Raw genomic sequence first — 23,393 nt, 5'->3', positions numbered from 1 at the left:
GCGCGGATGAGCTGGCCAGGCGGCCGCGTGACCCCACAAGGGTCCCGAGGAACGTCCGGGCTCCATAGAGCAGGGTGATGGCTAACGGCCACCCGGGGTGACCCGCGGGACAGTGCCACAGAGAGCAGACCGCCTCGCTCCTTCGGGAGCGGGGTAAGGGTGAAAGGGTGAGGTAAGAGCTCACCGCGCGACTGGTGACAGGAGCGGCAAGGTAAACCCCACCCGGAGCAAGACCAGACAGCATGCGTTCGAGGGCTGCTCGCCCGAGCATGCGGGTAGGTTGCTTGAGCCCTGGAGCAATCCAGGGCCTAGATGGATGGCCGCCCCTCGTCCCCGGTAACGGGTGCGAGAGACAGAACCCGGCGTATCGGCCAGCTCATCCGTCCCGCGCCGTCAGGCGACTTCGAGGGCCACGATCATGCGCTCCGCCGAGCGTCGAGCGCGTGCCGCGCCCTCGCTGCTCGAGGCGATGTCGTTCAGGAACACGTGGTGGAGGGCGATCCCCACGACGCCGTACGCGACCTCGTTGCAGGCGTCCGGCGGTGCGTCCGGGTGCTCCGCCGCAAGCAGGTCTGCGAGCACCGCGTGCGTGCTTGCGTAGGCGCCGGTCAGGAGGGCGGCGAGCTCGGGGTCGGTGCGCGCGGCCTCGACGAAGCCCAGGACCACCGCGTTCTCCTGGCCCGGGTCGGTGAAGGGCGCCCCGAAGAGGTGATCGAGGGCGGCGGCGACCGTGGCCGTGCCCGCGGGCAGGATCGAGCCGCGCTCCGAGCCGTCGGTGTAGAAGTGGCGCGCGGCCTCACGCAGCAGCGTCTCGCGGTTGCCGGCGAAGTGCCGCACGTGGCCGCGGGTCATGCCGGCGGCCACGGCGATGCGGTCGAGGCTCGCGCCGGTGATGCCTCGCTCGCCGATGGTGCGGATGGTGGCATCGACGATCTGCCGGGTGCGCTCCTCGGCGACGGATGGGCGGGCCATGGTGTTCCTCCTCGCGAGCACGATAGCGCAACCGCCGCGCTTTTCTAGTCTAGTCGGACTTGACTAAAAACCAAGATCGGCTCTAGCGTGACGCCTCATCGAAGGACCGAGGAGGCGGACGTGGTGGAGATCCTGCGCGAAGGGCCCGCGCCGACGAGCCCTCTTGCCTTCGAGGAGCGCGTGCGGATGAGGGACGGGGCACGGCTCGCGGCGGACGTCTACCTCCCGTCAGGGACCCACGGTGAGCGCGAACCGGGGGACACCGTGCTGATCCGGCTGCCGTACGACAAGAGCGGTGCGTACACGTTCATCCCGCTCGTCGCGGAGTACCTCATGGCGCGCGGATACCGCGTGGTCGCGCAGGACGTCCGCGGCAAGTTCCGCTCCGAGGGTGCCGCGCTGCTGTTCGTCAACGAGGTGGACGACGGGTACGACACGATCGACTGGATCACCCATCAGGCCTGGTCGAACGGCCGTGTCGCGATGTGGGGCGACAGCTACTACGGCTACACCCAGTGGGCCGCCGCGGCGTCCCAGCATCCGGCCCTCAAGGCGATCGCGCCGCGTGTCACCGGCACCCGTCTCGGCGAGCCGGTGGCGGTGCGCCCGGGCGAACGCGTGCGGCCCATCGAGTGGGCCATCACGTACCTCTACCCCCTCACGTGGTTCCATTCCCAGGACGCGTACCACTGGGAGCTCGACTCCGAGCGGCGCCCCTTCAGCGCTCAGGCCGAGGAGGCGATGGCGCAGCTCGGTTCCCGCTCGATGTCCTACGACCAGTGGTACCCGCGCGCCGTGCACCTCCCGCGCTTCCCGAGCGCGAGCCCCTTCGACGCGCGACCGGTCCCGACACTCCACACCGTCGGCTGGTGGGACAACTGCGCCCCGCTCGCGTGGGCCGACGTCGCCGAGATCCAGCGCCGACCGGCGTGGGCGCTCCAGCACTTCCTGCGCATCGAGCCGATGGACCACGAGTCCTACTATCTCGATGACCCTGACGCCGACAGGGTCGAGGAGCGCACCGAGGAGCAGCTCCGCGCACAGCTGCCGCGCATGCTCGACCCCGCGCTGGAGTTCTTCGAGGTCTTCGTCCGTGAGCAAGGCTCCGGCGCCGACATCCCGCGGGTGAGCTGGAACCTCGCGGGCACCGCCGGCATGCGGACGGCCGACTCGTGGCCGCCTATGGGCGGAGAGACCTGCGACCTCTTCGCGGGAGCCGACGGCTCGCTCTCGGCGCGCCGGCCGGACGATGCGCAGACCGTCGAGTGGGTGCACGATCCGGCTGCACCGGTCCCGTCAAGCGCCGAGAACGCCTTCGCGTTCCTGCTCGAGCGTCCGGACGAGTCGGCGCTGTCGGCGCGCGCCGATGTGCTGGCGTTCGAGACGACGCCGATGGCGGCGGACGTCGACCTGGTCGGGCCGGTCACGGCTGCGGCGAGGGTCGCGGCCGACGGGCCGGTCGCGGACGTGTTCATCCGGCTGCTCGACGTCGCGCCGGACGGGACGGCGCTGAGGATCGCCCGGGGCCAGGTGCAGGTGCTGCGGGCCGAGGAGGGCGCCGCGGTCGAGGTGGACCTCGGGCAGGTCGGCTACCGCCTCCGTGAGGGCCACCGTCTTCGCGTGCATGTCACCGGCAGCGACTCCCCGGAGTACCTGGTGCAGCCGGGGACGGGGGAGGAGCCGTGGGGCGCGGTGGAGCTCCGTGCGCATCGTCAGCGGCTCGTGGTCGGAGGCGCCGACGGGCTCCGGATCGCGGTGAGCGTCACCGCCGGAGCCGGGGAGGTGATCGCCCGATGAGCGAGCCTCGGCTCGAGTACGCCTTCGAGATCCGGGTCGACGTCGACCCGTACCTCAGGATCGGTCGGGGCGTGGACGAGGAGCTCACGTTCACCCCGGTGGCCGGCGGCACGGTCGACGGCCCGCTGCTCACGGGCGTGGTGCTCGCGGGCGGGGGAGACTGGGCCGTGGAGCGCGCGGGGACCGCCCAGCTCGAGGCGCGCTACCTCCTGAGGGCCGAGGACGGCGCCGTCATCGACATCCTCAATCGCGGCTACTACCGCGCGAGCGCCGAGGTCGAGGAGCGGATCGCGGCGGGCGAGGCCGTCGCGGAGGGTGAGTACTACTTCCGCACCGCGCCGGTTTTCCAGACCGATGCACCGGCGCACCGATGGCTCGCCGAGCATCAGTTCCTCGGACTGGCCCGCGACGAGGACGGTCAGGTCCGCATCAGGGTGTTCGTGGTGCGATGACCGTCACGCGTCCGGGATCACGCGCGCGGCTGCGCGGCGATGGTGGAGTGGATCACCTCGCGCACGTGCGCGTCGCTCCAGCGCTCGGGGTCCTCGGTGCTCGCGATGTACGCGCCGCGGATGAGGAGGTAGGCGAGGTCCGCCACCGCCTCCGGGTCGGCGAAGCCGGAGGCCGCGGCCGCGGTGCGCAGCTGGGCCTCGAAGGCCGTGGACTCGTGACGCAGGGCCTCGGCCATCACGGGCTCGATCGCGGCGTTCGCCACGATCTCGAGGATGAGCGTCCGCAGCACCGGGTCGTCCGTGGTCGACGAGAGCGCCCAGTCGGTGACCGCGCGCAGATGCGCGGAGGGCTCCAGGTCCGCGAGCGTCTCGGCGAGCTCCTGCTGCCAGCGGTCGCGGCCCTGATCAAGGGCGTTGAGGATCAGCGCCGCGCGCGAGGGCAGGTAGTTGGTCACCAGCGTGGTGGAGCCGCCGAGCTCGCGCGCGACCGAGCGGATGGTCACCGCGTGGGTGCCCTCGCTGCGTGCGACGCGGATGGTCGCGGCGGCGATGTCCGCCAGGCGCTGGCGAGGATCGACGTCTCGAGGCATGCAGCACAGCCTAGCCATCGCCGAAACATTAGTGCAACATTGATGTACAACACTGTTTTATGTAACACCTGATCCATCGTCCACGGCGCAAGCCGGGACGCGCACGGCCCGAATCCCCAGGAAGGAACAGCAATGAGAATCTCAGGCATCAGCGCCGCGGTCGCGGCAGGCGCGATGCTCGTCCTCGCGACGGGCTGCACGGCGCGTGACACGGTCGAATCGCCGAGCGAGGGAGCGAGCGGCGGTGAGAGCGCGGGCGCCACGCCCATCGACGCCTCGTCGCTGGTCGCCGCGCTCCCCGCGGCGACGGCGGACGTCGACGAGGTCACCTGGGCGCTCGTCGAGGGTGAGCCGCGGTCGCTGATCCCCGGCGCGGACTACAACTTCGTCGCGCCGAACCTGTGCGACAGCCTCCTCCAGGTCCAGCCCGACTTCTCGATCGAGCCCGGCATCGCCGCCTCGGCGGAATGGGCCGATCCGGTGACCTTCGTCATCGACCTGCGCGACGGCGTGACCTTCTGGGACGGCACACCCGTCACCACGGACGATGTGATCTACAGCCTCGAGCGCCACCGGCAGGACGTGACCTCCGCGTACTTCGGCGCCTTCGTCCTGGTCGCCTCCATCGAGGCCACAGGCGACCAGCAGGTGACGGTGCGCTTCACCGCGCCGGACTCGACGTTCCGCGACGCTCTCGCCAGCGGCGCGGGCGCGGTGCTGAGCAAGGCGTACGGCGACGAGGCGGGCGACGCGCTCGGCACCTCCGGCGGCGGGCTGCTCTGCGCCGGCCCGTTCGAGCTCGAGTCGTGGACACCCGGCAAGGAGATCGTCACCGTTGCCAACGAGGGCTACTGGGGCGGCGCCCCGCACGTGAAGACCCTCACGTACCGCTTCATCGCGGACGGCACCACGCTCACCAACGCCCTGGTCGAGGGTGAGATCGACGGCGCCTTCAACGTGCCGCCGGCCAGCCGTGCGGTCTTCGAGGGCTCCGAGGCCGGAAGGCTCATCGTGGGCCCGTCCACCGCATCGTTCTCCTTCGGTCCCACCAAGGCCACGGGTGCCGGCGCCAACCCGCTCGTCCGCCAGGCGCTCAGCATGGCGATCGACCGTGATCAGTACATCGCGACCGTGCTCAACGGGCTCGGCCAGCCTCAGCGGACCTTCGTGGCGCCGTTCTCCTTCGCGAGTATGGAGGCCGCGGACGTCTACCAGGCCGGCTACGACGCGCTCGCCGAGCCGACCGTGGACCTCGAGGCGGCCAAGGCGCTCGTCGCGGAGTCGGGTGAGGACACGTCGGTTCCGCTCGTCATCGCGATCCCCGCCGGCAGCAAGGAGCTGTCGCAGACCGCCGCGATCATCCAGAGCGCGGGACGGCAGATCGGCCTCACCATCGAGATCGACGAGCGCCAGCCCGCCGACTTCGCCGGGATCTTCCTCGCCGACCCGGGACCGCGCGAGTCGATCGACTTCGTCGCCACGACCGGCTACACGGAGACGCCCGGCGTGCTGGCCTACCCGCAGCTGTTCCTGCTGCCCGCCGAGCTCGGCGGCATCTTCAACTGGAGCGGCTACGCGGATCCCGACGTGATCGGCGCGTTGCAGGCGGCGCGGACCACCCCGGACCCGACGGAGGCCGCCGGGGCATACGTCGCGGCGCAGGAGATCTTCGCCCCCGACATGCTCCAGGTGACCCTCGCCGGGGCGTACCACACCACGTTCCTCAGCTCGGATCTCACCGGTGCGACCACGTCCGTCGCGGCGTACGCGAGCCCCTGGGCGCAGCACCTGGGCGGCGCGTGAGCGACGCGGCACCGGTCCGGGGGAGGGTGAGATGAGCGCGAACGCGATCCGCCAGCTGGCGGCGAAGCTCGGCGGGCTCCTCCTCACCCTCCTCCTGGCCAGCATCGCGATCTTCTTCGCCGTCGCGCTCACCCCGGGCGACCCGGTCACGGCGCTCGCGGGCGGGGTGCGGCCCACCCCGGAGCTGATCGAGGCGATCCGAGCCGAGCACCACCTCGACGATCCGGTGTGGATGCAGTACCTGCGCTGGGTCGGCGGGGTGCTCCAGGGCGACCTGGGCACGTCCTTCGTCTACAAGACGCCGGTCGCGGAGCTCATCGCGCCGCGGATCGGCATCAGCCTCCTGCTCGTCGCCTACGCGGTGGTCCTCATCACGGTGTTCGGCATCGGCTCGGGGATCCTCGCGGCCGTGCGCGGCCCGCGCGCAGACCGCGCGGTGCTCGTCGGCACGTCGATCGGCGTGGCGATGCCCACGTTCGTGGTGGCGATCCTGCTGATCTGGGTCTTCGGGCGCGTGCTCGGCTGGTTCCCGGTGTACGGCACCGGCGAGGGCCTGCTCGACAACCTGTACCACCTCACGCTGCCCGCGATCTCGCTCGCGGTCCTCTACATCGCGTACATGAGCCGCATCACCCGCGGAGCGATCGTCGCCCAGCAGCACGCGGAGCACGTCGACACCGCGCGGGTGCGGGGGCTGTCGCCATCGCGCATCTTCCGCAGGCACGTCCTGCTCAACGCGTCCCCCCAGATCCTCGCCGTCTCCGGCGCGACCATCGCGGGCCTCATCGCCGTCTCCGCGGTCGCCTAGCAGGCGTTCGGGGTGGGCGGCATCGGCTCCCTCCTTACCGAGGCGGCCGCGCGGAAGGACCTGCCGGTGGTGCAGGTGCTCTCCCTGCTGCTGGTCACGGTGTTCGTGGTGCTCAACGCCGTGGTCGACGTGGTGATCGCGATCATCGACCCCGATTCCGTCAAGTCCCGGAGGTCCGCATGAGCATCGGTCAGCTCGCACGGGGACGCACGCCCGCACCCGCGCGGCGCGCCGCGGCGCACGATCCGCTCCTCATCGCCGCCGCCCTGGTGCTCGTGGCGGTCATCGGGATCGCGCTGCTCGGCCCGCTGCGCTCACCGTACGACCCCGATCAGCTGTACGCCGGCGCGGTGTCGGCCCCGCCGAGCCTCGCGCATCCGTTCGGCACCGACGACCTCGGTCGCGACGTCCTGTCCCGGGTGCTCGCGGGGGCACGTCCGAGCATCGCCGGGCCCGTGATCGTCGTGGCCGTGTCGACGATGCTCGGGGTGGCCGTCGCTGTCGCATCGGCGTGGTTCGGCGGCGCGGTCGACGGCATCGCGAGCCGGCTCGTCGACGTGATCTTCGCCATCCCGGGCCTGGTGCTCGCCGTGCTCGCCGTCGCCATGTTCGGCAAGGGGCTGCTCGCGCCGGTGGTCGCGCTGTCGATCGCCTACATGCCGATCGTGGTGCGGCTGGTGCGTGCGGGCGCACGCGCCGAGCTGGGGCGGCCCTACATCGCCGCGCTGCGGATCCAGGGCGTCGGATCGCTCGCGATCTGCTTCCGCCACCTTCTCCCCGCGCTGCTCCCCACCATCCTCGCGCAGGCGACGGTTGGCTTCGGGTACGCGATGCTCGACATCGCCGCGATCTCCTTCCTCGGCCTGGGCGCGCAGCCGCCGGCCTCCGACTGGGGCGTCATGATCGCGGGCGGGCAGCCCGCGCTGCTCACGGGTGCGCCGGAGCAGTCGATGTTCCCCGCGGCGCTGATCGTGCTCACCGTGCTCGCCGTCAACATCGTCGGCGCCCGCACCACCACCTGGGCGGAGGCCAAGGACCGATGACCACCACCGTGCTCGAGATCGACGGCCTGTCCGTCGCGACGCCCGACGGCCGGACGCTGGTCCACGACTGCACGCTCGCGGTGAGCGCCGGCGAGTCCCTGGGGCTCGTCGGGGAGTCCGGGTCGGGCAAGACCCTGTCGACCCGCGCGGTCGCGGGGCTGCTGCCCGCGGGCTTCACCACCGGCGGCACCATCCGGCTCGCCGGCCACGACCTCGCGTCGCTGCCGGGCGCGGAGCTGCGCGAGCTCCGCGCGACCCGCATGGGGATGGCGTTCCAGACGCCCCGCGCGCACCTCAACCCGCTCCGGACCATCGGGGACTTCATGACCGAGGCGCTGGTTGCGCTCGCGGGCGAGGCGCCCGAGGCGGCGTACCGCCGAGCGGTGGACCTGCTCGCGGAGGTCGGCATCCGCGACCCCGACCGGCGCATGCGCCAGCGCCCGGGCGAGCTCTCGGGCGGGCTGCTCCAACGCGTGATGATCGCCGCGACCCTCGCGATGGATCCACCGCTGCTGCTCGCCGACGAGATCACCACCGCGCTCGACGTCACCACCCAGGAGGAGGTGATGGCGGTCATCGCGGACCTGCGGCGCCATCGCGACCTTGCGCTGCTGTTCATCACCCACGACCTCGCGCTCGCGGGCGCCGTCTGCGACCGTGTCGCCGTGATGCAGGCGGGCCGCACCGTCGAGACGCTCGCCGCGGCGACGATGCGCGAGGACGCCCGCGAGCCGTACACCCGCCGCCTGCTGTCCGCCTCGCTTCCCGACGAGGCGGCCGGCATCCGGCAGGCGCGGCGGAGCGACACGGTGCTCGAGGTCGCGGGCCTGCGCAAGGCGTACCAGGTGCGGGCGGCCGGACGCGGGCGCGGGCGCGAGGAGCTTCTCGCGGTCGACAACGTCTCCTTCGCGCTCGCGGCCGGAGGCGCCCTCGGGATCGTCGGCGAGTCCGGCTCGGGCAAGTCGACCACCGCTCGGATGATCTGCGGCCTCGAGACCGCCGACGGCGGCACGGTCACCGTCAAGCATGAGGACTGGACCGCGCCCGCGAGGTCCGCTCCCGCGCGGCGCGCACGTGCCAGGGTGGTCCAGATGGTCTTCCAGGACCCGTACCAGTCGCTCGACCCGCGTCAGACGGTGCGCAGCTGCCTCGCGGAGGCCGTCGCCGTGCACCGGCGCATCGCCTCGCGTGCCGAGATCGCGGCGCGTGTCGACGCGCTGCTCGACGCGGTCCGCCTCGCGCCCGCGCTGGCGGGCTCCCGTCCCCGCGCGCTGTCCGGTGGACAGCGGCAGCGTGTGGCCATCGCCCGAGCGCTCGCGGCCGACCCGGAGATCCTGGTGCTCGACGAGGCGGTCTCCGCGCTCGACGTCACCACGCAGGTGGAGATCCTCACGCTGCTCGACAGCATCAGGCGTGAGACGGGTGTCGCGCTGCTGATGATCTCTCACGACCTCACCACCGTCCGCCGTCTGTGCGACCACGTCGCGGTCATGCAGGCGGGGCGCATCGTGGAGCAAGGCCCCATCGCCGACGTCCTCGATGCGCCACGCTCGGACTACACGCGCACTCTTCTCGACTCCATCCCCCGGCCCGGGTGGACGCCCCAGCGGCGGCTTCCGGCCCGCATCGTCACCTCAGGAGGTACCCGATGACCACCGCTCAACCCTGGCAGCTGACCATGCGCGAGCTCGCGCAGGCGATCCGCGAGCGCAGGATCACCGCGCGCGAGGCCGTCGACGCGCACCTCGCGCGGATCGACGCCGTCAACCCGACCGTCAACGCGCTCACGGTCGTGTTCCATGACCGCGCTCGGGCGCTCGCCGATCAGGTCGACGCGGCCCTGGAGGCGGGTCTCGAGGCGGGCTCGCTCGCCGGCGTGCCCTTCACGGTCAAGGAGAACATCGACCTCACGTGGTCCGCCTCGACCAGCGGCTGGCCCTTCCTCGCGAACGCCGTGCCGGCCGAGGACGCGACCATGGTGGCGCGGCTGCTCGCGGCGGGCGCGATCCCCATCGGCCGCGGCAACATGCCCGACTTCGGGCTGCGCTGGGACACCGACAACGACCTGTTCGGGCGCACCCTCAACCCGTGGGACGCCGCGCGGGTGCCGGGCGGCTCCAGCGGAGGCGACGCCGTCGCGGTCGCGACGGGCATGACCCCGCTCGGGCTCGGCAACGACTACGGCGGCTCGCTGCGGCTGCCCGCCCACGCCGCCGGAGTCTGCGCGCTGCGGCCCTCGGCCGGAAGGATCCCGGCGCCCACCGCGGAGAGCGCCGAGCCGGTGTCGCTCACGCTCCAGCACTTCGCCGTCAACGGTCCCATCGCGCGCACGGTCGACGATCTCGACACCGCGTTCGCGCTCATGCACGGCGCCGACGGGCGCGATCCGCTGGTGAGCACGCACCCGCATCCCGCCTCCTACGAGGGCCCCCGGAGGGCCGCCGTGGTGCGCGACCCCCTCGGCTGGGGCGTCGACACCCAGGTGGGCGACGCGGTCGACCGCGCCGCCGAGGCGCTCGTTGCGCAGGGGTGGGAGGTCGACGAGGTCGAGCCGCCGCTGCTCGAGGAGGCGGCCGTGCTGTGGCGTCGGCTGTCGGTCGCGGAGATGGTCGGCGCGTTCCGGCCCGGCGGCCTTCCGGCGCCGCTGAGCGCGGGCTCCACCACGTACTTCCTCGACAACGCGTCCGAGACGGAGCCCTTCTCGGGTGCCGACGACTACGCCCTGGCCTGGGCGAGGCGGGTCGCGATCGCCGCGGCGTGGGAGGAGTTCCAGGTCGCGCACCCGGTCGTGGTGGGACCCGTGACCTGCCGGAGGATGCCCGAGGTCGGCTTCGACCTCGCGGGTCCTGCGGCGACCACCGAGCTGTGGCGCGCGCACCGGCTGCTCGTCGCGGTCAACTTCCTGGGGCTCCCGTCCGTCGCGGTCCCCGCAGGGCTCGACGAGGACGGGCTGCCGACGGGCGTCCAGCTGATCGGCCCGCGGAACGGCGATCATGTCGCGCTCGCGGCGGGCCGCGATGTCGAGGCCGTGCTCGGCGGGATCGGCGTCCCGCCCGTCGCGGCCGCGCCGGCGGTCTGACATGACGATGGTGGCGGTGCTCGAGCACGTCTTCGACCTGCGGGTCGCGGTGGACGAGCCGATCCGCGTGGGCCGTACCGACTCCGAGGACCTCAACGTCACGCCGATCATCGGCGGCACCGTCGAGGGCCCGCGCCTGCGCGGGCGGGTCCTCGGCGTCGGTGCGGACTGGTGGGTCACGCGCGGCGCGACCACGCAGCTCGATGCGCGCTACGTCGTCGAGGCGGAGGACGGCTCCGCGATCGATGTGGTCAACCGTGGGTACTGGCATGCGGACGTGGACGTCGAGCGACGTCTGGCCGCGGGGGAGGACGTGCCCGAGGAGCAGCTGTACTACCGCACGGCCTTCGAGTTCCAGACCGGCGCGGAGGCGCACCGCTGGCTCACCGAGGCGCAGTTCGTCGGGTACGCGAGGCCCGAGCCCGGACATGTGGTCATCCGGGTCCATCGCGTCGCGTGAGCCGGGTGATCGCCGGCATCGCCAGAGGAACGCCCCGCTCGGCGATGCCATCGTCTCGCCGGGACCAAGGCCCCACGTGTGCGCGACCCGGCGGTGGAACTGTGCAAGGCAGAGGTCCGCGTCAACAGCGGTGACGCGCCGCGCGCGGGCTCGCACGGGAGGTGCAACGTGGCACATCGGATGGTCTGGAACCAGACCGCGTACTTCGGCGCAGGGTCGATCGAGGTGATCCCGGGGGAGCTCGAGGCGCGAGGGTTCGCGAAGGCTTTCGTGGTCTCCGACGCCGTCCTCATCGAGACCGGCGTGACCGCCAAGGTCACCGGTCTGCTGGATGCCGCCGGATTCCCGTACGAGGTCTACAGCGATGTGCTGCCCAACCCGCCCATCGAGAACGTGCAGGCGGGCGTCGCGGCGTTCCAGGAGTCCGGCGCGGACGTGCTCATCGCGGTGGGCGGCGGCTCGCCGCAGGACACCTGCAAGGCGATCGGCATCATCGTCGCGAACCCGGAGTTCGCGGATGTGCGCTCGCTCGAGGGCGTCGCGCCGACCAAGAACCCGTCGGTCCCGATCATCGCGGTGCCCACCACCGCCGGCACCGCGTCCGAGACGACCATCAACTACGTCATCACCGACGTCGAGCGGAACCGCAAGTTCGTGTGCGTGGATCCCCACGACATCCCGATCCTCGCGGTCGTGGACGCCGACATGATGGCGACCGCGCCTCGCTCGCTCAAGGTCGCCACGGGGTTGGACGCGCTCACGCACGCGATCGAGGGCTACACCACGCAGGGCGCGTGGGAGCTGTCCGACCTGTTCCACCTCAAGGCCATCCAGGTGATCGCGGCGTCGCTGCGGGCCGCCGCGGACGGCGACGGCGAGGCGATGGAGCGCATGGCGCTCGCGCAGTACATCGCCGGCATGGGCTACTCGAACGTCGGCCTCGGCATCGTGCACGCGATGGCGCACCCGCTGGGCGCGTTCTACTCCGCGCCGCACGGCGTCGCGAACGGCATCCTGCTGGCCCCGGTCATGGCGTTCAACGCCCCGGAGACGGGGGAGAAGTACCGCGACATCGCCGCGGCCTTCGGTGTCGAGAACGCGTACGGGATGCCGCTGGAGGAGGCGCGCGAGGCCGCGGTGGACGCGGTCGCGCAGCTCACCCGGGACCTGGGCAACCCGCTCACCATCGACGAGATCGGCGCCAAGGACGCGGACATTCCCGCGCTCGCGCAGGCTGCGTTCGACGACGTCTGCGCGGGCGGAAACCCGCGCGAGACCTCCGTCGCGCAGTTCGAGACGCTGTACCGCTCGCTGCTCGGCGTGACCGTCGGCTGAGCAGGCGCCTTCCTACCGGAGCCCCGGGCCGCGCGGCCCGGGGCTCCCGCTTGTCACGGCATCGCCGGCTCCGCGCCCGCGTCCACCTCGCGCTCGCCGTGACTCGATGTCATGCCCGCGCGTCGTCCGGCAGCGCCGGGAACTGCGCGCGCAGCTCGACCTTGCGGACCTTCCCGCTCGCGGTGCGGGGGAGGTCGTCGACCAGGATCGCCGCGCGCGGCAGCTTGTACTTCGCGACCCGGCCGCGCACGTGCCCGAGGATGTCCTCGGGTGTGACCTCGGCGCCCTCGTGGAGCGCCACGACCGCGAGCGGCACCTCGCCCCAGCGCTCGTCGGGCACGCCGATGACGGCCACCGAGCGCACCTCGGGCATCTCCATCACCAGCTGCTCGATCTCCGCGGGGTACACGTTCTCGCCGCCCGAGATGATCATGTCCTTGAGGCGGTCGGTGACGGTGAGGTAGCCGTCCTCGTCGAGCCGGCCGACGTCGCCGGTGCGCAGCCACTCGCCGTCGCGCGCCTCTGCGGTCGCCTCGGGACGACGCCAGTACTCGCGGATCACGTTCGGGCCGCTGATCTGGATCTCGCCCGCCTCGCCGGGCGGCAGCACGTCGCCTTCGGGGCCGACGACGCGCACGTCGGTGAAGAAGTGCGCGAGGCCGGACGTGCCCACGTGGTCCCGCGTCTTGGTCACCGGCAGCGACGTCGCGCCGGGGGAGGCCTCGGTCATCCCGTAGCCGCTCGAGAACGCGAGCCCGCGCGCCTCGTACGCCTCGACCACGCGCGACGGCATCGCGGAGCCGCCGCACGTGAGCTTGCGGATGCTCGACAGATCGGTCGACTCCCAGTCGGGGTGCTCCGAGAGGAACTGGAAGGTGGTCGGGACGCCCGAGAGGCTGGTGATGCCGTGCTCGGCGACCGCGCGCAGCACGTCGCCGCCGTCGAAGCGCTCGTGGAGCACCACCGCGCCGCCCTTGAGCAGCGTGGGCAGCGCGCCCATGCTGAGCGCCGCGACGTGGAACATGGGCGACATCATCATCGCGACCTCGTCCCGGGTGACGTCGTAGTCGACGATCGCGTTGATGACGTTCCACGTGAGGTTGCCGTGGGTGAGGACCGCGCCCTTCGGGCGTCCGGTGGTGCCGGAGGTGTAGAGGATCATCGCCGGGTCGTCGAGCGTGACCTCGACGTCGAGCGTCCAGGGCTCCGTCGCCGCGACCACCTCGTCGAGGCTCTCCACCGCCGGAAGGTCGGCCTCCCCGTCGACCACCAGGCGCTTGCGGATCCCGCTGGACCACGCGGCCGCCCGCGCGAGCGAGCGGACCGACTCGTGCGTCACCAGGAACACCGCGCCCGAGTCCTCGATCATGTACTCGAGCTCGCACGGCGCGAGGCGGGTGTTGAGCGGCACGAAGACTGCGCCCAGCGCACCGCACGCGAAGAATGTGGTGAGGAAGTCCGGATTGTTGTTGCCCAAGTACACGAGCCGGTCACGCTTGGCGAGCCCGCGATCGGCGAGGGCCTGCGTGAGCCGCGCCACCCTCTCCGCGAACTCGTCGTAGGTGTAGCTGCCGCCCGGCCAGATGAGCGCCGTGTCGCCTTCGGACTTGATGCGCCGCCGCGCGATCCAGTCGCCGAGCCCCTGGTTCTTCATGTCATCCTCGCTGATGCAGTGGGGGGTGGGGTGGTGCGTTCCGTTCAGGCGTAGAAGCGATAGAGCCCCCGCGCCGCGACCGCGGGCTTGGTGCCGCCCTCGATCTCGATGGTCTGGTCGACGGTGAGCTGGTAGCCGCCGGGGATCTCGGCCACCTCCGCGATCACGGCGTTCATCCGGACCCGCGCGCCCACCTGCACGGGGGAGATGAAGCGCACCTTGTCCAACCCATAGTTGACCTTGGTGGTGACGCCGTCGACCTCGAGCAGCTCGGTCCAGAGCCTGGTGGTGAGCGACAGCGACAGGAAGCCGTGCGCGATCGGGCCGCCGAACGGGCTCTCTGCTCGCGCCCGCTCCGGCTCGACGTGGATCCACTGGTGGTCGTCGACCGCGTCGGCGAACACGTTGACGCGCTCCTGCGTCACCTCGAGCCAGTCGGACCAGCCGAGGTCGCGGCCCACAAGCGAAGGGACCTCGGCGTAGAGGACGGTGGTGGTCATGGGCGGTGCCTTTCGTGGGTGTGATGGAGGGGGACGATGCGGCGGGCCGCCGGCGTCACGAGCCGAGCCTCAGCAGTCGGGCGGCGTTGTCCTTGAGGATCGCGGGCAGGCGCTCGGGCTTGAGCGCCGTCTGACCGATGTCCTCGAGCCAGCGGTCGGGGGTGAGCAGGGGGAAGTCCGTGCCGAACAGGATCCGGTCCTTGAGGTAGGAGTTGGCGGCGCGCACCAGCTGCTCGGGGAAGTACTTCGGACCCCACCCGGACAGGTCGATCCAGGTGCGGTGCTTGTGAGTCGCGACCGCGAGGGCCTCGTCCTGCCACGGCACGCTCGGGTGGGCCATCACGATGTCGAGGTCGGGGAAGTCCGCGGCGACCCCGTCGAGCAGCATCGGGTTCGAGAGCCCGAGCCGCAGCCCGCGACCCCCGGGAAGGCCGGCCCCGATCCCGGTCTGCCCGGTGTGGAACAGCGCAGGCACGCGAGCGTCCTCGATCGCCGCGTACAGCGGATACCAGCGCTCGTCCGAGGGGTCGAAGCCCTGGACGGTCGGGTGCAGCTTGAAGCCGCGCACGCCGTGGTCCTCGATGAGGCTCCGGACCCGGTCCACGGCGTCGGGCCGATGCGGGTCGACCGAGCCGAAGGGGATGAGGACGTCCGCGTGGTCGGCGGCCTGCGTCGCGATCACGGCGCTGTCGAGCGTCGGGTGGCCCAGCTGCGTCTCGGCGTCCACGGTGAAGATCACGGCGGCCATGCGGCGCTCGCGGTAGTACGTCGCGATCGCCTCGAGCTCGGGACGTGGCCCGTCGGTGCGGAAGTACCGCGAGGCGGCCTCGACCAGGTCGGGCGGCAGGGACGTGTGCCCGTGACCGTCGACCTCGATGTGGACGTGGACGTCGATCGCCTCGATCGCATCGAGGTCGATCGCTGGCTCGTAGCGGGTCATCGCGGCGCTCAGGCGGTGGGCGCCGGCCGCACCAGCGACTCGGGCAGCGGGGGGAAGCGCTCGCCCACCGACTGGAGGTTCCCGTCGAGCAGCCCGGGGACGTCGGCGGTGAGCGCCTCGAAGCTCCACCCGCCGTCGCGGTACGCGGTCGCCACGGGTTCGGGGTGCGACCACACCTGGATCCGGTCGCCGCCGATGCCGAGCGCCTGTCCCGTGATGTCGGCGGCGGCGTCCGAGGCCAGGTAGGCGACCAGCCCGGCGACGTCGTCGGACGTGCCGAAGCCGAGATCGTGACGGAAGAACTCCGGCATCGGCTCGCCCGCGGCATCGGCCTCGACTGCGGCGGCGAAGTACGGCACGGTCGCGGTCATCGCGGTCGCGGCGACCGGGATCACCGCGTTGACGGAGACGCCGGCGCGCCCCAGCTCCATCGCCCACGTGCGCACCATGCCGACGATCCCGGCCTTGGCGGCCGCGTAGTTGGTCTGGCCGAAGTTGCCTCGCTGGCCGGTAGGGGAGCCGATGCAGACGATGCGTCCCGGCACGCCGTTCTCGCGGAAGTACGTGGCGGCCGCGCGCACGCACGTGAACGTGCCCCTGAGGTGCACGGAGATCACCGTGTCGAAGTCGTCGTCGGACATCTTCCACAGCACGGTGTCGCGCAGCACGCCCGCGTTGGTCACCAGGATGTCGAGGCGCCCGAAGCTGTCGAGCGCCGCCGCGACGAGGGCATCGGCCGTGGAGGTCGGCCCCACGGGTGCGACCACGGCGACGGCGGCACCTCCCGCGCCCTCGATCGCGGCGACCGCGTCGCGAGCGGCGGCGTCATCCACATCGTTCACCACGACCGATGCGCCCTGGCGGGCGAGCTCGAGGGCGTAGGCGCGGCCGAGGCCGCGGCCGGAGCCGGTGACGATGGCGGCGCGGCCGGCGAGCGGGGCATGCTGTGGGGACATCGCAGAACTCCTTTGTTCAGGACTCAGCACAGCATCGGTCATTGAGAATGTCAATGATTGAATTTCTCATGTCTCGTGGCAGGATGGCGGCATGGCCTCCGATGACGATGCGCGTGCGCGCGTCTCGCCGACGCTCGACGCGGACACGAGCTTCCTGCTCGCGCGGGCGAGCGCGCTCGTGGCGGCGGCCGGTAACAGCGCGCTCGCCGGCCTCGGCCTGAAGGTGCGCTCCTACTCGGTGCTCGCGCTCGCCGCGGAGGTCGGTCCGTCGCAGCGCGACCTGGCGGAGAGGCTGCGGCTCGACCCCAGCCAGGTGGTCGCGCTGGTCGACGGGCTCGAGGAGCGCGGGCTGGTGGAGCGCCGGCTCGATCCGTCCGACAGGCGTGCCCGCATCGTCGTGGCCACACCCGACGGCCGGGCGATGTTCGCGCGGGCACGCGACGGCATCGCGGCGGCGCAGCGCGAGACGCATGCGCCGCTCACGGAGGAGGAGCAGCTGACGCTGGGCGACCTGCTGCGCAGGCTCGCGTATGCGGACCTGCGGTGAGGCGCGTCAGCGCTCGGTGACGGTCTCGGCGTGGGCGAGCGAGGCCCGTTCCGACGCCCACCAGCTCGCGAGCAGGGCCAGCTTCTCGGCGGAGCCCGAATCCGGCGCCGCGGTGTAGACCGTGAGCCCGAGGTCCTCGTCCGCAGGGAGCGCCATCACGTTGTACTCGAGCTCGAGCACCCCGACCACGGGGTGGTTGACGCGCTTGATGCCCTCGATGTGCAGGCGGACATCATGCCGTGCCCAGCGGGTGCGGAACTCCTCCGAGCGCGTCGAGAGCTCGCCGACCAGGTCCGTGATCGACTTGTCGAACGGGTTGCGGCCCGCGACGGTGCGCATGCTCGCGACGGAGGAGTCGGCGATCTCGTCCCAGTCGGGGTAGAAGGCCCGGGAGGCCGGGTCGAGGAAGATGAAGCGCGGGTAGCCGACCGCGTCGGGTTGCGATCGATACACGGGGTCGTAGAGCGCCCGCCCGAGAGCGTTGGCCGCCACGATGTCGCCACGCGGGTTGCCGAGCACCGCCGCGCCCTCGGTGATCGCATCGACCAGGTGCAGCAGGCTGGGACGCACGCTGGCGCGGGGCGCAGGCCGACGGCGCGGGCGTGTGCCGACGTTCGCCGTGCGCGCGAGGTCGAAGAGGTGGGAGCGCTCGGCCTCGTCCATGCGCAGCGCCGAGGCGATCGCCTCGAGCACCTCGTCGGAGACGCCCCGCAGGTCACCGCGCTCGAGCTTCGTGTAGTACTCCACGCTGACGCCCGCGAGGATCGCGACCTCGCCGCGGCGCAGTCCCGGCACGCGTCGGCTTCCGCCCGGGGGGAGCCCCACCATCTCGGGCGTCACCCGGGCGCGCCGGGTGACCAGGAACTCGCGTACCTCGTCACGTGTGGTCATGCCTCCACGGTAGGCGGGGCCGGACGTCCAAGAGAGGTTCTGGCAGAGGTACCTCTCGCAGAACCTCCCGCGGACGCCCGTGAGGGGTTCTCCTGGAGAGGACCCGGCGCGCGGACCTTGCGGCGCCCAACGAGAACCAGGAGGACCACCCATGGCAGACGACCGGACCCCGATGCAGCGGATGATGGGCGACTTCGCACCCACGTTCGTCGAGCTCACCGACGAGGTGCTCTTCGGGAAGGTGTGGGCGCGCACGGAGGCGCTGTCCCCCCGTGACCGCAGCCTCGTCACCATCGCGAGCCTCGTCACCGCGGGCAACATCGAGCAGCTCAACGCGCATATCCCCATGGGCCTCGCGAACGGGCTCACCGAGGACGAGATCAAGGAGGCGATCACCCACGTCGCCTTCTACGCCGGCTGGCCGCCCGCGGTCTCCGCCCTCACGCTCGCCCAGAAGCTCTTCGCCAAGGAGGCATGACATGAACATCGAGCCCACCATCCCGACCATGAAGAACCCGCCGGAGCAGTTCGCCGGCGACGTCTGGGTCGACATGATCGCCATCCCGCACGGCCCCGAGCAGCGTGCCGTCCTCGCCAAGGTGCGCTTCGCCCCCGGCGCCCGCACCGCATGGCACTCCCACGCGCACGGCCAGTACTGCCACGTGACCGACGGCGTCGCGCTGTTCGGCAGCCGCGACGGCACCATCATCGAGGCCAAGGCCGGCCAGACCGTCTACACGCCCCCGGGAGAGGAGCACTGGCACGCCGCGGCGCCTGGCTTCTTCATGGAGCACCTCGCCCTTCTCGAGGGCACCGACCCCGCGACCAGCACCGTCTGGGGCGAGCACGTCACCGACGAGGAGCTCGGGCGCTGACGAGGCGCTCGACCCCACCGCACCCCGAACAGATCAGGAGCATCACCACCCCCATGCGTGCCACCGTCATGTACAAGGCCGGCGACGTCCGCGTCGAGGAGCGCCCCGCGCCGACCATCGTGCAGCCCACCGATGCGATCATCCGCACCGTGCGCGTCTGCATCTGCGGATCGGACCTGCACCCGTACCACGGACTCCCCGAGATCCCGGGCGGCAACCCGATGGGCCACGAGGCCATCGGCGTCGTCGAGGAGATCGGGTCCGAGGTCTCCCGCATCAAGGTGGGCGACTTCGTGATCGTGCCGTTCGCCTACTCGGACAACACGTGCGAGATCTGCGAGGCCGGGTTCCAGACCGCGTGCCCGCACGGCGGCTTCTACGGCAACCCGGGCGACCGCAGCGCCCTCCAGGCGGAGCGGGCGATGATCCCCCAGGCCGACGGCTCGCTCGTGGTGGTGCCGGACATCGACCCGGAGACCGCGTCGGAGGAGCTGCTCGCCTCGCTGCTCGCGCTGTCCGACGTCTACCTCACCGGATATCACGCGGCCTTCATGGCAGAGATCGAGCCCGGCCAGTCCGTCACCGTCATCGGCGACGGGGCCGTGGGCCTGTCCGCGGTGCTGGCGGCGAAGCGCATGGGTGCGGGCCAGATCATCCTCATGGGCCGCCACCAGGCGCGTACCGACCTGGGCCGTGAGTGGGGTGCCGCCGAGGTGGTGACCGAGCGTGGCCAGGAGGGCATCGCCAAGGTCCTCGAGCTCACCGGTGGGCTCGGCTCGCACGCCGTGCTCGAGGCCGTAGGGCACATGCCGGCGTACGAGCAGGCGGTGGGTGTGGTCCGCCCCGGCGGGATCATCTCCCGCGTGGGCGTTCCCCAGTACGAGGACGCGCCCATCGGCTTCATGTCGCTGTTCGGCAAGAACGCACGCCTCGCCGGCGGACCCGCGCCGGTGCGCGCCTACCTCGAGGACGCGATCCAGCAGGTGCTGAACGGCGAGATCAACCCCGGCAAGGTCTTCGACCACGTCATCGGTCTCGACGACGTCCCGGCCGGATACCAGGCCATGGACGATCGGTCCGTGCTCAAGGTGATGGTCGACCCGACCCGCTGAACCGTTCCCTCGGAAGGAGACCCCCGTGACCGCATGGGACCCCGCAGCCCTCGCCGCCATCGCCGGCTCGGACGACCTGCACATCTCGCCGTTCCGCGCGGACGGCGTGACCTACGGCACCCCGACCTGGATCTGGTCGGTCGTGGTGGACGATGCGTTGTACGTGCGCGCCTGGAACGGCGTGCGCTCACGCTGGCACCAGTCCGCGATGTCGCAGCGCGCCGGCCGGATCACCGCCGGCGGCCACACGGTCGAGGTGACCTTCGCCTCGGCGGACCCGTCGTTGAACGAGGCGATCGACGCCGCCTAGCGCGCCAAGTACGCGGACAGCCCCTACCTGCCGCCCATGGTGGACGCGGGCCCGCAGGCGGCCACCGTCCGCATCGACCCGGCGGGCTGACCGGGAGGCGTCGTCGCCCCGCCTCATGCGCGTCGGCCCCCGACGCGAGGGCTTCCCGCGCAGGCGTGGGAGGCCCTGCGGGAACCCCCTTGCGCAGCACCTTCCTCGTCTCGCCGGTTGGCCCGAACGTGGTGGGTGCATCCCCTCCGGCCTGGCCGTGACGGGGAGATGACCCACACGAGAAGGAGCATCCATGACCCTCAACGAGACCTACACGCTGTCCAACGGCGTCGAGATCCCCAAGCTCGGCCTGGGCACCTGGTTCATCGAGGACGCTGACGCGGCCGAGGCCGTGCGCGCCGCGATCGAGATCGGCTACCGCAACATCGACACCGCTCAGGCCTACGGCAACGAGCGCGGAGTCGGCGAGGGCGTGCGCACCGCGAGCGTCCCGCGCGAGGAGATCTTCGTCTCCACCAAGCTGCACGCCGAGATCAAGACCTACGACGAGGCTGTGGCCGCCATCGACGGCTCGCTCGAGACGATGGGGCTGGACTACATCGACCTGTTCCTCATCCACGCGCCGCAGCCGTGGGCGGACTTCCGCGGCGGCGACTACACCGACGGCAACCGTGCCGCGTGGAAGGCGATGGAGGAGGCTCTCGCCGCGGGCAAGGTCCGCGCGATCGGAGTCTCGAACTTCAAGAACGAGGACGTCGACGCTCTGGTCGCCGGCGCGACCGTGGTGCCCCACGTCAACCAGGTGCTGGTGCATGCGGGCAACACACCTCAGGACATCCTCACCTACTCGGCCGAGCACGGCATCGTTGTCCAGGGCTACTCGCCTATGGGTCACGGCGAGATCCTCGGCAACGAGACCATCGGCGCCCTCGCCGCCAAGTACGGCGTCTCCGTCCCGCAGCTCGCGATCCGCTACGTCATCCAGCTGGGCACCGTCGCGCTGCCCAAGACCGCGAACCCGGCGCGCATGAAGGCGAACGCGGACGTGGACTTCGAGATCTCGGCGGAGGACATGCAGGCGCTCCTCGACCTCGAGGCCAAGGACTACGGCAACGTCAGCTTCTTCCCGGTCTACTCCGGGAAGTAGCGGCCACCGGCTCGGTCATCGGTCCCCGTCGTCACGGATCTCGATGACCGAGCCGTTCGCGTCCTCGGCTGTCGCTTCCCACAGCCCGACGTACGCCTGCGCCACGGCGTCCTCGAGGCCGGCGAGGCTCGCGACGCGGAGGATGACGGCGGCGGCCCGCAGCGGCTCGCCGGCGTCGCGCGCGGCCTTCGCGAATCCCTGGGCCGCCGCGCGCACCCAGGCCTCGCTCGCGGCCTTGACCGCCACGTAGTTGGCGCCGCCCGCGAGGGGGCGCTCGACCGACGTCGAGGAGACGATGGCGAGGCGCCCGGCAGGGGAGCGGCGCAGATCCCCCTCGAACGCCCGCGAGACGTGGCGCAGCGCCGTGAACGAGACCTCGAGGGCCCGGTAGTCCTCCTCGGTCTGGCCCGCGAGGCCACCGCCGCCGCGCCAGCCGCCCACCAGGTGCAGCACGCCGTCGACCGCCGTCCCGCCCGCGTGGAGCCGGGCCGCGAGACCTGCCACCGTCGCCTCGTCCCCGAGGTCCACTACCTCGGTCCGGGCTCCGAGCGTCGCGAGCGGCCCGAGCCGAGCGGCGTCGCGGCCCGTGGCGACCACGGAGGCGCCAGCGCCCACCAGCACGCGCGTCGCGGCGAGCCCCACGGCGCTGGTCGCCCCCGCGATCAGCACCGTCCGGCCGTGCAGGTCCGGCACGGTCACGCGGCCGTGGCCCGGATCCCCGCGGTGGACTCGATGACCGGCCTCATCTTCCTGTCGAGCGCCTCGAAGAACATGGACAGCGGGAACTCGTCGTCCATCACGGCGTCGGTGTACCCCTTGGGTGGGCCCGCGAGCACCTCGCGCGGGAGCCCCGCGGCCCACCGTGAGGCGGGGTTGGGTGTGAGCACGGAGGAGATGAGCTCGTACGCCTTGAGCCAGTGCACAGTCTTGGGCCGGTCGATGGACTCCCAGTACAGCTCGTTGATGGCGTCGCCGAGCTCGACCACGGCATCGGCCACCAGCTCCCAGCGGATGCTGAGCTCGACGTCGCGCCACTCGATCACATGCTTCCGGTGCAGCCATGCGAAGAGGAGCTGCCCGCCCAACCCGTCGTAGTTCCTGACGCGGCTCCCGGTGATGGGGAAGCGGAAGATCCTGTCGAAGAGGATCGCGTACTGGACCAGCCCCGCATGCCTGAGCGTGTCCGCCTCCGTGGTGGCGAGCTCCTCACCGGCGGCGACGCGCGCGTCGAGCGCACGCTGGATCGCGACCGCCTCACGGAAGGCGGTGAGGTCGCAGCGCAGCTCCTCGAGCGTGTAGAGGAAGAACGGCATCCTCTGCTTGATCATGAACGGGTCGAACGGCAGGTCCCCGCGCATGTGGGTGCGGTCGTGGATGAGGTCCCACATCACGAAGGTCTTCTCCGCCAGGTCCTGGTCCTCGAGCATGGCCGCTGCCTCGTCGGGCATCGTCAGCCGGGTGGTGTCGGCCGCAGCGGCGACGACGCGGCGGTAGCGCGCGGCCTCGCGGTCCTGGAAGATCGCACCCCACGTGAAGCGCGGGATCTCGCGCATGCCGATCGTCTCCGGGAAGAGGACCGCGGAGTTCGTGTCGTAGCCGGCGGTGAAGTCGATGAGGCGGAGCGAGACGAAGAGCGTGTTGCCGAAGTCATGGGCCTCGAGCCCCGCGACGAAGTCGGGCCAGATCGCCTCGGCGATCAGCGCCTCGACGTGGCGGTCGGGGGAGCCGTTCTGCGTGTACATCGGGAACACGATGAGGTGACGGATCCCGTCGACCCGGTGATGCTGCGGCTGGAACTGCACCAGCGAGTCGAGGAAGTCGGGCTGCCCGAAGCCGCCGGCGGCCCAGCGGGCGAAGTCGGCCGGGAGCGCCGCGAGGTAGGACTCGTCGTGCGGGAAAAGCGGTGCGAGCGCGCGGATCGCTTCGACCACGCTCTCGACGTGCCGCTCGGCGGCCGGGTGGTCGGCCGGATCCGGCACGGAGCCGTCCTTGGACTGCAACGCCTGCAGCGCGGTCGCGGCGGCCTTGAGCCGCAGCCACTCGGCGCTGTGCTCGACCGTGCGGACGTCCGTGGCGGTCGCGGGTCGAGGGGCTTCAACGGAGACGGGCATGGGGACCTCCCTCATCGTCG

At 71.6% G+C, this 23,393-nt stretch carries 25 protein-coding genes and 1 other RNA gene; 17 read left to right on the top strand and 9 right to left on the bottom strand.

Translation table 11 applies throughout. The features are described from left to right. The first annotated feature begins 7 nt into the window (after window positions 1-7). Window positions 8-383, top strand: an RNA gene (rnpB, locus tag AOM00_RS02955) — RNase P RNA component class A. A 10-nt stretch (window positions 384-393) separates the two neighbouring features. Here rnpB and AOM00_RS02950 read toward each other — a convergent pair. Then, window positions 394-972: a TetR/AcrR family transcriptional regulator gene (locus tag AOM00_RS02950; RefSeq protein ID WP_062516384.1), complete on the bottom strand. Its 579-nt coding sequence runs from the start codon at window positions 970-972 to the stop codon at window positions 394-396. A 120-nt stretch (window positions 973-1,092) separates the two neighbouring features. Here AOM00_RS02950 and AOM00_RS02945 point away from each other — a divergent pair, with 120 nt between their 5' ends. Together AOM00_RS02945 and AOM00_RS02940 are read left to right on the top strand one after the other, a co-directional pair. After that, complete coding sequence (locus tag AOM00_RS02945) at window positions 1,093-2,769, top strand: CocE/NonD family hydrolase (protein WP_062516383.1); 1,677 nt, start codon at window positions 1,093-1,095, stop codon at window positions 2,767-2,769. Beyond that, on the top strand, window positions 2,766-3,221 hold the full coding sequence (locus tag AOM00_RS02940; RefSeq protein ID WP_062516382.1) for a DUF3237 domain-containing protein: 456 nt from the start codon (window positions 2,766-2,768) through the stop codon (window positions 3,219-3,221). The genes AOM00_RS02945 and AOM00_RS02940 overlap by 4 nt, the downstream gene beginning before the upstream one ends. A 17-nt stretch (window positions 3,222-3,238) precedes the next feature. Here the strand turns inward: AOM00_RS02940 and AOM00_RS02935 are convergent, their stop codons facing one another. After that, window positions 3,239-3,811: a TetR/AcrR family transcriptional regulator gene (locus AOM00_RS02935; protein WP_062516381.1), complete on the bottom strand. Its 573-nt coding sequence runs from the start codon at window positions 3,809-3,811 to the stop codon at window positions 3,239-3,241. Window positions 3,812-3,943: 132 nt separating this feature from the next. Here AOM00_RS02935 and AOM00_RS02930 point away from each other — a divergent pair, with 132 nt between their 5' ends. From AOM00_RS02930 to fucO, 8 genes are all read left to right on the top strand, one after another. Further along, a complete protein-coding gene (locus AOM00_RS02930) occupies window positions 3,944-5,614 on the top strand; it encodes an ABC transporter substrate-binding protein (RefSeq protein ID WP_062516380.1) in 1,671 nt (556 codons plus the stop codon). A 31-nt stretch (window positions 5,615-5,645) separates the two neighbouring features. Next, on the top strand, window positions 5,646-6,422 hold the full coding sequence (locus AOM00_RS02925; protein ID WP_228373389.1) for an ABC transporter permease: 777 nt from the start codon (window positions 5,646-5,648) through the stop codon (window positions 6,420-6,422). A 12-nt stretch (window positions 6,423-6,434) separates the two neighbouring features. Then, window positions 6,435-6,605, top strand: coding sequence for a hypothetical protein (locus tag AOM00_RS15745; RefSeq protein WP_228373388.1), 171 nt, complete (start codon window positions 6,435-6,437; stop codon window positions 6,603-6,605). Continuing rightward, window positions 6,602-7,465, top strand: a complete 864-nt coding sequence (locus tag AOM00_RS02920; RefSeq protein WP_062516379.1) for an ABC transporter permease — start codon at window positions 6,602-6,604, stop codon at window positions 7,463-7,465. The genes AOM00_RS15745 and AOM00_RS02920 overlap by 4 nt, the downstream gene beginning before the upstream one ends. Next, window positions 7,462-9,117: a nickel ABC transporter ATP-binding protein NikE gene (gene nikE / locus AOM00_RS02915; protein ID WP_062516378.1), complete on the top strand. Its 1,656-nt coding sequence runs from the start codon at window positions 7,462-7,464 to the stop codon at window positions 9,115-9,117. The genes AOM00_RS02920 and nikE overlap by 4 nt, the downstream gene beginning before the upstream one ends. Beyond that, the gene (locus AOM00_RS02910; protein WP_062516377.1) at window positions 9,114-10,544 is read left to right on the top strand and encodes an amidase; all 1,431 of its coding nucleotides are present in this window, start codon (window positions 9,114-9,116) and stop codon (window positions 10,542-10,544) included. The genes nikE and AOM00_RS02910 overlap by 4 nt, the downstream gene beginning before the upstream one ends. 1 nt (window position 10,545) lies before the next feature. Further along, the gene (locus tag AOM00_RS02905) at window positions 10,546-11,004 is read left to right on the top strand and encodes a DUF3237 domain-containing protein (RefSeq protein ID WP_062516376.1); all 459 of its coding nucleotides are present in this window, start codon (window positions 10,546-10,548) and stop codon (window positions 11,002-11,004) included. A 168-nt stretch (window positions 11,005-11,172) separates the two neighbouring features. Then, on the top strand, window positions 11,173-12,339 hold the full coding sequence (gene fucO, locus AOM00_RS02900; RefSeq protein WP_062516375.1) for a lactaldehyde reductase: 1,167 nt from the start codon (window positions 11,173-11,175) through the stop codon (window positions 12,337-12,339). 109 nt (window positions 12,340-12,448) lie between these two features. On the opposite strand, the gene AOM00_RS02895 is transcribed toward fucO, so the two are convergent. The 4 genes from AOM00_RS02895 to AOM00_RS02880 are packed head-to-tail and all read right to left on the bottom strand — an operon-like array spanning window position 12,449 to window position 16,389. Next, on the bottom strand, window positions 12,449-13,993 hold the full coding sequence (locus AOM00_RS02895; protein WP_062516374.1) for an acyl-CoA synthetase: 1,545 nt from the start codon (window positions 13,991-13,993) through the stop codon (window positions 12,449-12,451). A gap of 44 nt (window positions 13,994-14,037) precedes the next feature. Further along, window positions 14,038-14,493, bottom strand: coding sequence for a MaoC family dehydratase (locus tag AOM00_RS02890; protein WP_062516373.1), 456 nt, complete (start codon window positions 14,491-14,493; stop codon window positions 14,038-14,040). 55 nt (window positions 14,494-14,548) lie between these two features. Continuing rightward, entirely contained in the window at window positions 14,549-15,433 is an 885-nt protein-coding gene (locus AOM00_RS02885) for an amidohydrolase family protein (protein WP_156159001.1), read from the bottom strand. Window positions 15,434-15,441: 8 nt separating this feature from the next. Next, entirely contained in the window at window positions 15,442-16,389 is a 948-nt protein-coding gene (locus tag AOM00_RS02880; protein WP_062516372.1) for an SDR family oxidoreductase, read from the bottom strand. 91 nt (window positions 16,390-16,480) lie between these two features. On the opposite strand from AOM00_RS02880, the gene AOM00_RS02875 reads away from it, so the two are divergent. Beyond that, window positions 16,481-16,936, top strand: a complete 456-nt coding sequence (locus tag AOM00_RS02875; RefSeq protein ID WP_062516371.1) for a MarR family winged helix-turn-helix transcriptional regulator — start codon at window positions 16,481-16,483, stop codon at window positions 16,934-16,936. Between the two features lie 6 nt (window positions 16,937-16,942). Here AOM00_RS02875 and AOM00_RS02870 read toward each other — a convergent pair whose 3' ends face one another. Further along, window positions 16,943-17,827 carry a helix-turn-helix transcriptional regulator gene (locus AOM00_RS02870; RefSeq protein ID WP_062516370.1) on the bottom strand — a complete coding sequence of 295 codons (885 nt, stop codon included), beginning with the start codon at window positions 17,825-17,827 and terminating at the stop codon, window positions 16,943-16,945. Between the two features lie 151 nt (window positions 17,828-17,978). Here AOM00_RS02870 and AOM00_RS02865 point away from each other — a divergent pair, with 151 nt between their 5' ends. From AOM00_RS02865 to AOM00_RS02845, 5 genes are all read left to right on the top strand, one after another. Next, the gene (locus AOM00_RS02865) at window positions 17,979-18,305 is read left to right on the top strand and encodes a carboxymuconolactone decarboxylase family protein (protein WP_062516369.1); all 327 of its coding nucleotides are present in this window, start codon (window positions 17,979-17,981) and stop codon (window positions 18,303-18,305) included. Window position 18,306: 1 nt separating this feature from the next. Continuing rightward, complete coding sequence (locus AOM00_RS02860) at window positions 18,307-18,702, top strand: cupin domain-containing protein (RefSeq protein WP_062516368.1); 396 nt, start codon at window positions 18,307-18,309, stop codon at window positions 18,700-18,702. Between the two features lie 53 nt (window positions 18,703-18,755). After that, on the top strand, window positions 18,756-19,814 hold the full coding sequence (locus AOM00_RS02855; RefSeq protein ID WP_062516367.1) for a zinc-binding dehydrogenase: 1,059 nt from the start codon (window positions 18,756-18,758) through the stop codon (window positions 19,812-19,814). A gap of 25 nt (window positions 19,815-19,839) precedes the next feature. Then, window positions 19,840-20,124, top strand: a complete 285-nt coding sequence (locus AOM00_RS02850) for a DUF2255 family protein (RefSeq protein ID WP_228373387.1) — start codon at window positions 19,840-19,842, stop codon at window positions 20,122-20,124. 283 nt (window positions 20,125-20,407) lie between these two features. Then, window positions 20,408-21,262 carry an aldo/keto reductase gene (locus AOM00_RS02845; protein ID WP_062516366.1) on the top strand — a complete coding sequence of 285 codons (855 nt, stop codon included), beginning with the start codon at window positions 20,408-20,410 and terminating at the stop codon, window positions 21,260-21,262. Window positions 21,263-21,277: 15 nt separating this feature from the next. Here the strand turns inward: AOM00_RS02845 and AOM00_RS02840 are convergent, their stop codons facing one another. Beyond that, on the bottom strand, window positions 21,278-21,955 hold the full coding sequence (locus AOM00_RS02840; RefSeq protein WP_062516521.1) for an SDR family NAD(P)-dependent oxidoreductase: 678 nt from the start codon (window positions 21,953-21,955) through the stop codon (window positions 21,278-21,280). Between the two features lie 2 nt (window positions 21,956-21,957). Further along, on the bottom strand, window positions 21,958-23,373 hold the full coding sequence (locus AOM00_RS02835) for a DUF6421 family protein (protein ID WP_062516365.1): 1,416 nt from the start codon (window positions 23,371-23,373) through the stop codon (window positions 21,958-21,960). Between the last annotated feature and the right edge of the window lie 20 nt (window positions 23,374-23,393).

Origin of the sequence: Demequina gelatinilytica (assembly GCF_000971115.1) — a bacterium.
GTDB lineage: Bacteria > Actinomycetota > Actinomycetes > Actinomycetales > Demequinaceae > Demequina > Demequina gelatinilytica.
The sequence above is the reverse complement of the archived record's forward strand: the minus strand, read 5'-3'. Positions and strand labels throughout refer to the sequence as shown.

Coding starts and splice junctions, on each gene's coding strand:
- AOM00_RS02950 (WP_062516384.1), bottom strand. CDS start 972: ATGGCCCGCCCATCCGTCGCCGAGGAGCGCACCCGGCAGATCGTCGAT.
- AOM00_RS02940 (WP_062516382.1), top strand. CDS start 2,766: ATGAGCGAGCCTCGGCTCGAGTACGCCTTCGAGATCCGGGTCGACGTC.
- AOM00_RS02935 (WP_062516381.1), bottom strand. CDS start 3,811: ATGCCTCGAGACGTCGATCCTCGCCAGCGCCTGGCGGACATCGCCGCC.
- AOM00_RS02930 (WP_062516380.1), top strand. CDS start 3,944: ATGAGAATCTCAGGCATCAGCGCCGCGGTCGCGGCAGGCGCGATGCTC.
- AOM00_RS02925 (WP_228373389.1), top strand. CDS start 5,646: ATGAGCGCGAACGCGATCCGCCAGCTGGCGGCGAAGCTCGGCGGGCTC.
- AOM00_RS02920 (WP_062516379.1), top strand. CDS start 6,602: ATGAGCATCGGTCAGCTCGCACGGGGACGCACGCCCGCACCCGCGCGG.
- nikE (WP_062516378.1), top strand. CDS start 7,462: ATGACCACCACCGTGCTCGAGATCGACGGCCTGTCCGTCGCGACGCCC.
- AOM00_RS02910 (WP_062516377.1), top strand. CDS start 9,114: ATGACCACCGCTCAACCCTGGCAGCTGACCATGCGCGAGCTCGCGCAG.
- AOM00_RS02905 (WP_062516376.1), top strand. CDS start 10,546: ATGACGATGGTGGCGGTGCTCGAGCACGTCTTCGACCTGCGGGTCGCG.
- AOM00_RS02895 (WP_062516374.1), bottom strand. CDS start 13,993: ATGAAGAACCAGGGGCTCGGCGACTGGATCGCGCGGCGGCGCATCAAG.
- AOM00_RS02890 (WP_062516373.1), bottom strand. CDS start 14,493: ATGACCACCACCGTCCTCTACGCCGAGGTCCCTTCGCTTGTGGGCCGC.
- AOM00_RS02885 (WP_156159001.1), bottom strand. CDS start 15,433: ATGACCCGCTACGAGCCAGCGATCGACCTCGATGCGATCGAGGCGATC.
- AOM00_RS02880 (WP_062516372.1), bottom strand. CDS start 16,389: ATGTCCCCACAGCATGCCCCGCTCGCCGGCCGCGCCGCCATCGTCACC.
- AOM00_RS02875 (WP_062516371.1), top strand. CDS start 16,481: ATGGCCTCCGATGACGATGCGCGTGCGCGCGTCTCGCCGACGCTCGAC.
- AOM00_RS02870 (WP_062516370.1), bottom strand. CDS start 17,827: ATGACCACACGTGACGAGGTACGCGAGTTCCTGGTCACCCGGCGCGCC.
- AOM00_RS02865 (WP_062516369.1), top strand. CDS start 17,979: ATGGCAGACGACCGGACCCCGATGCAGCGGATGATGGGCGACTTCGCA.
- AOM00_RS02860 (WP_062516368.1), top strand. CDS start 18,307: ATGAACATCGAGCCCACCATCCCGACCATGAAGAACCCGCCGGAGCAG.
- AOM00_RS02855 (WP_062516367.1), top strand. CDS start 18,756: ATGCGTGCCACCGTCATGTACAAGGCCGGCGACGTCCGCGTCGAGGAG.
- AOM00_RS02845 (WP_062516366.1), top strand. CDS start 20,408: ATGACCCTCAACGAGACCTACACGCTGTCCAACGGCGTCGAGATCCCC.
- AOM00_RS02835 (WP_062516365.1), bottom strand. CDS start 23,373: ATGCCCGTCTCCGTTGAAGCCCCTCGACCCGCGACCGCCACGGACGTC.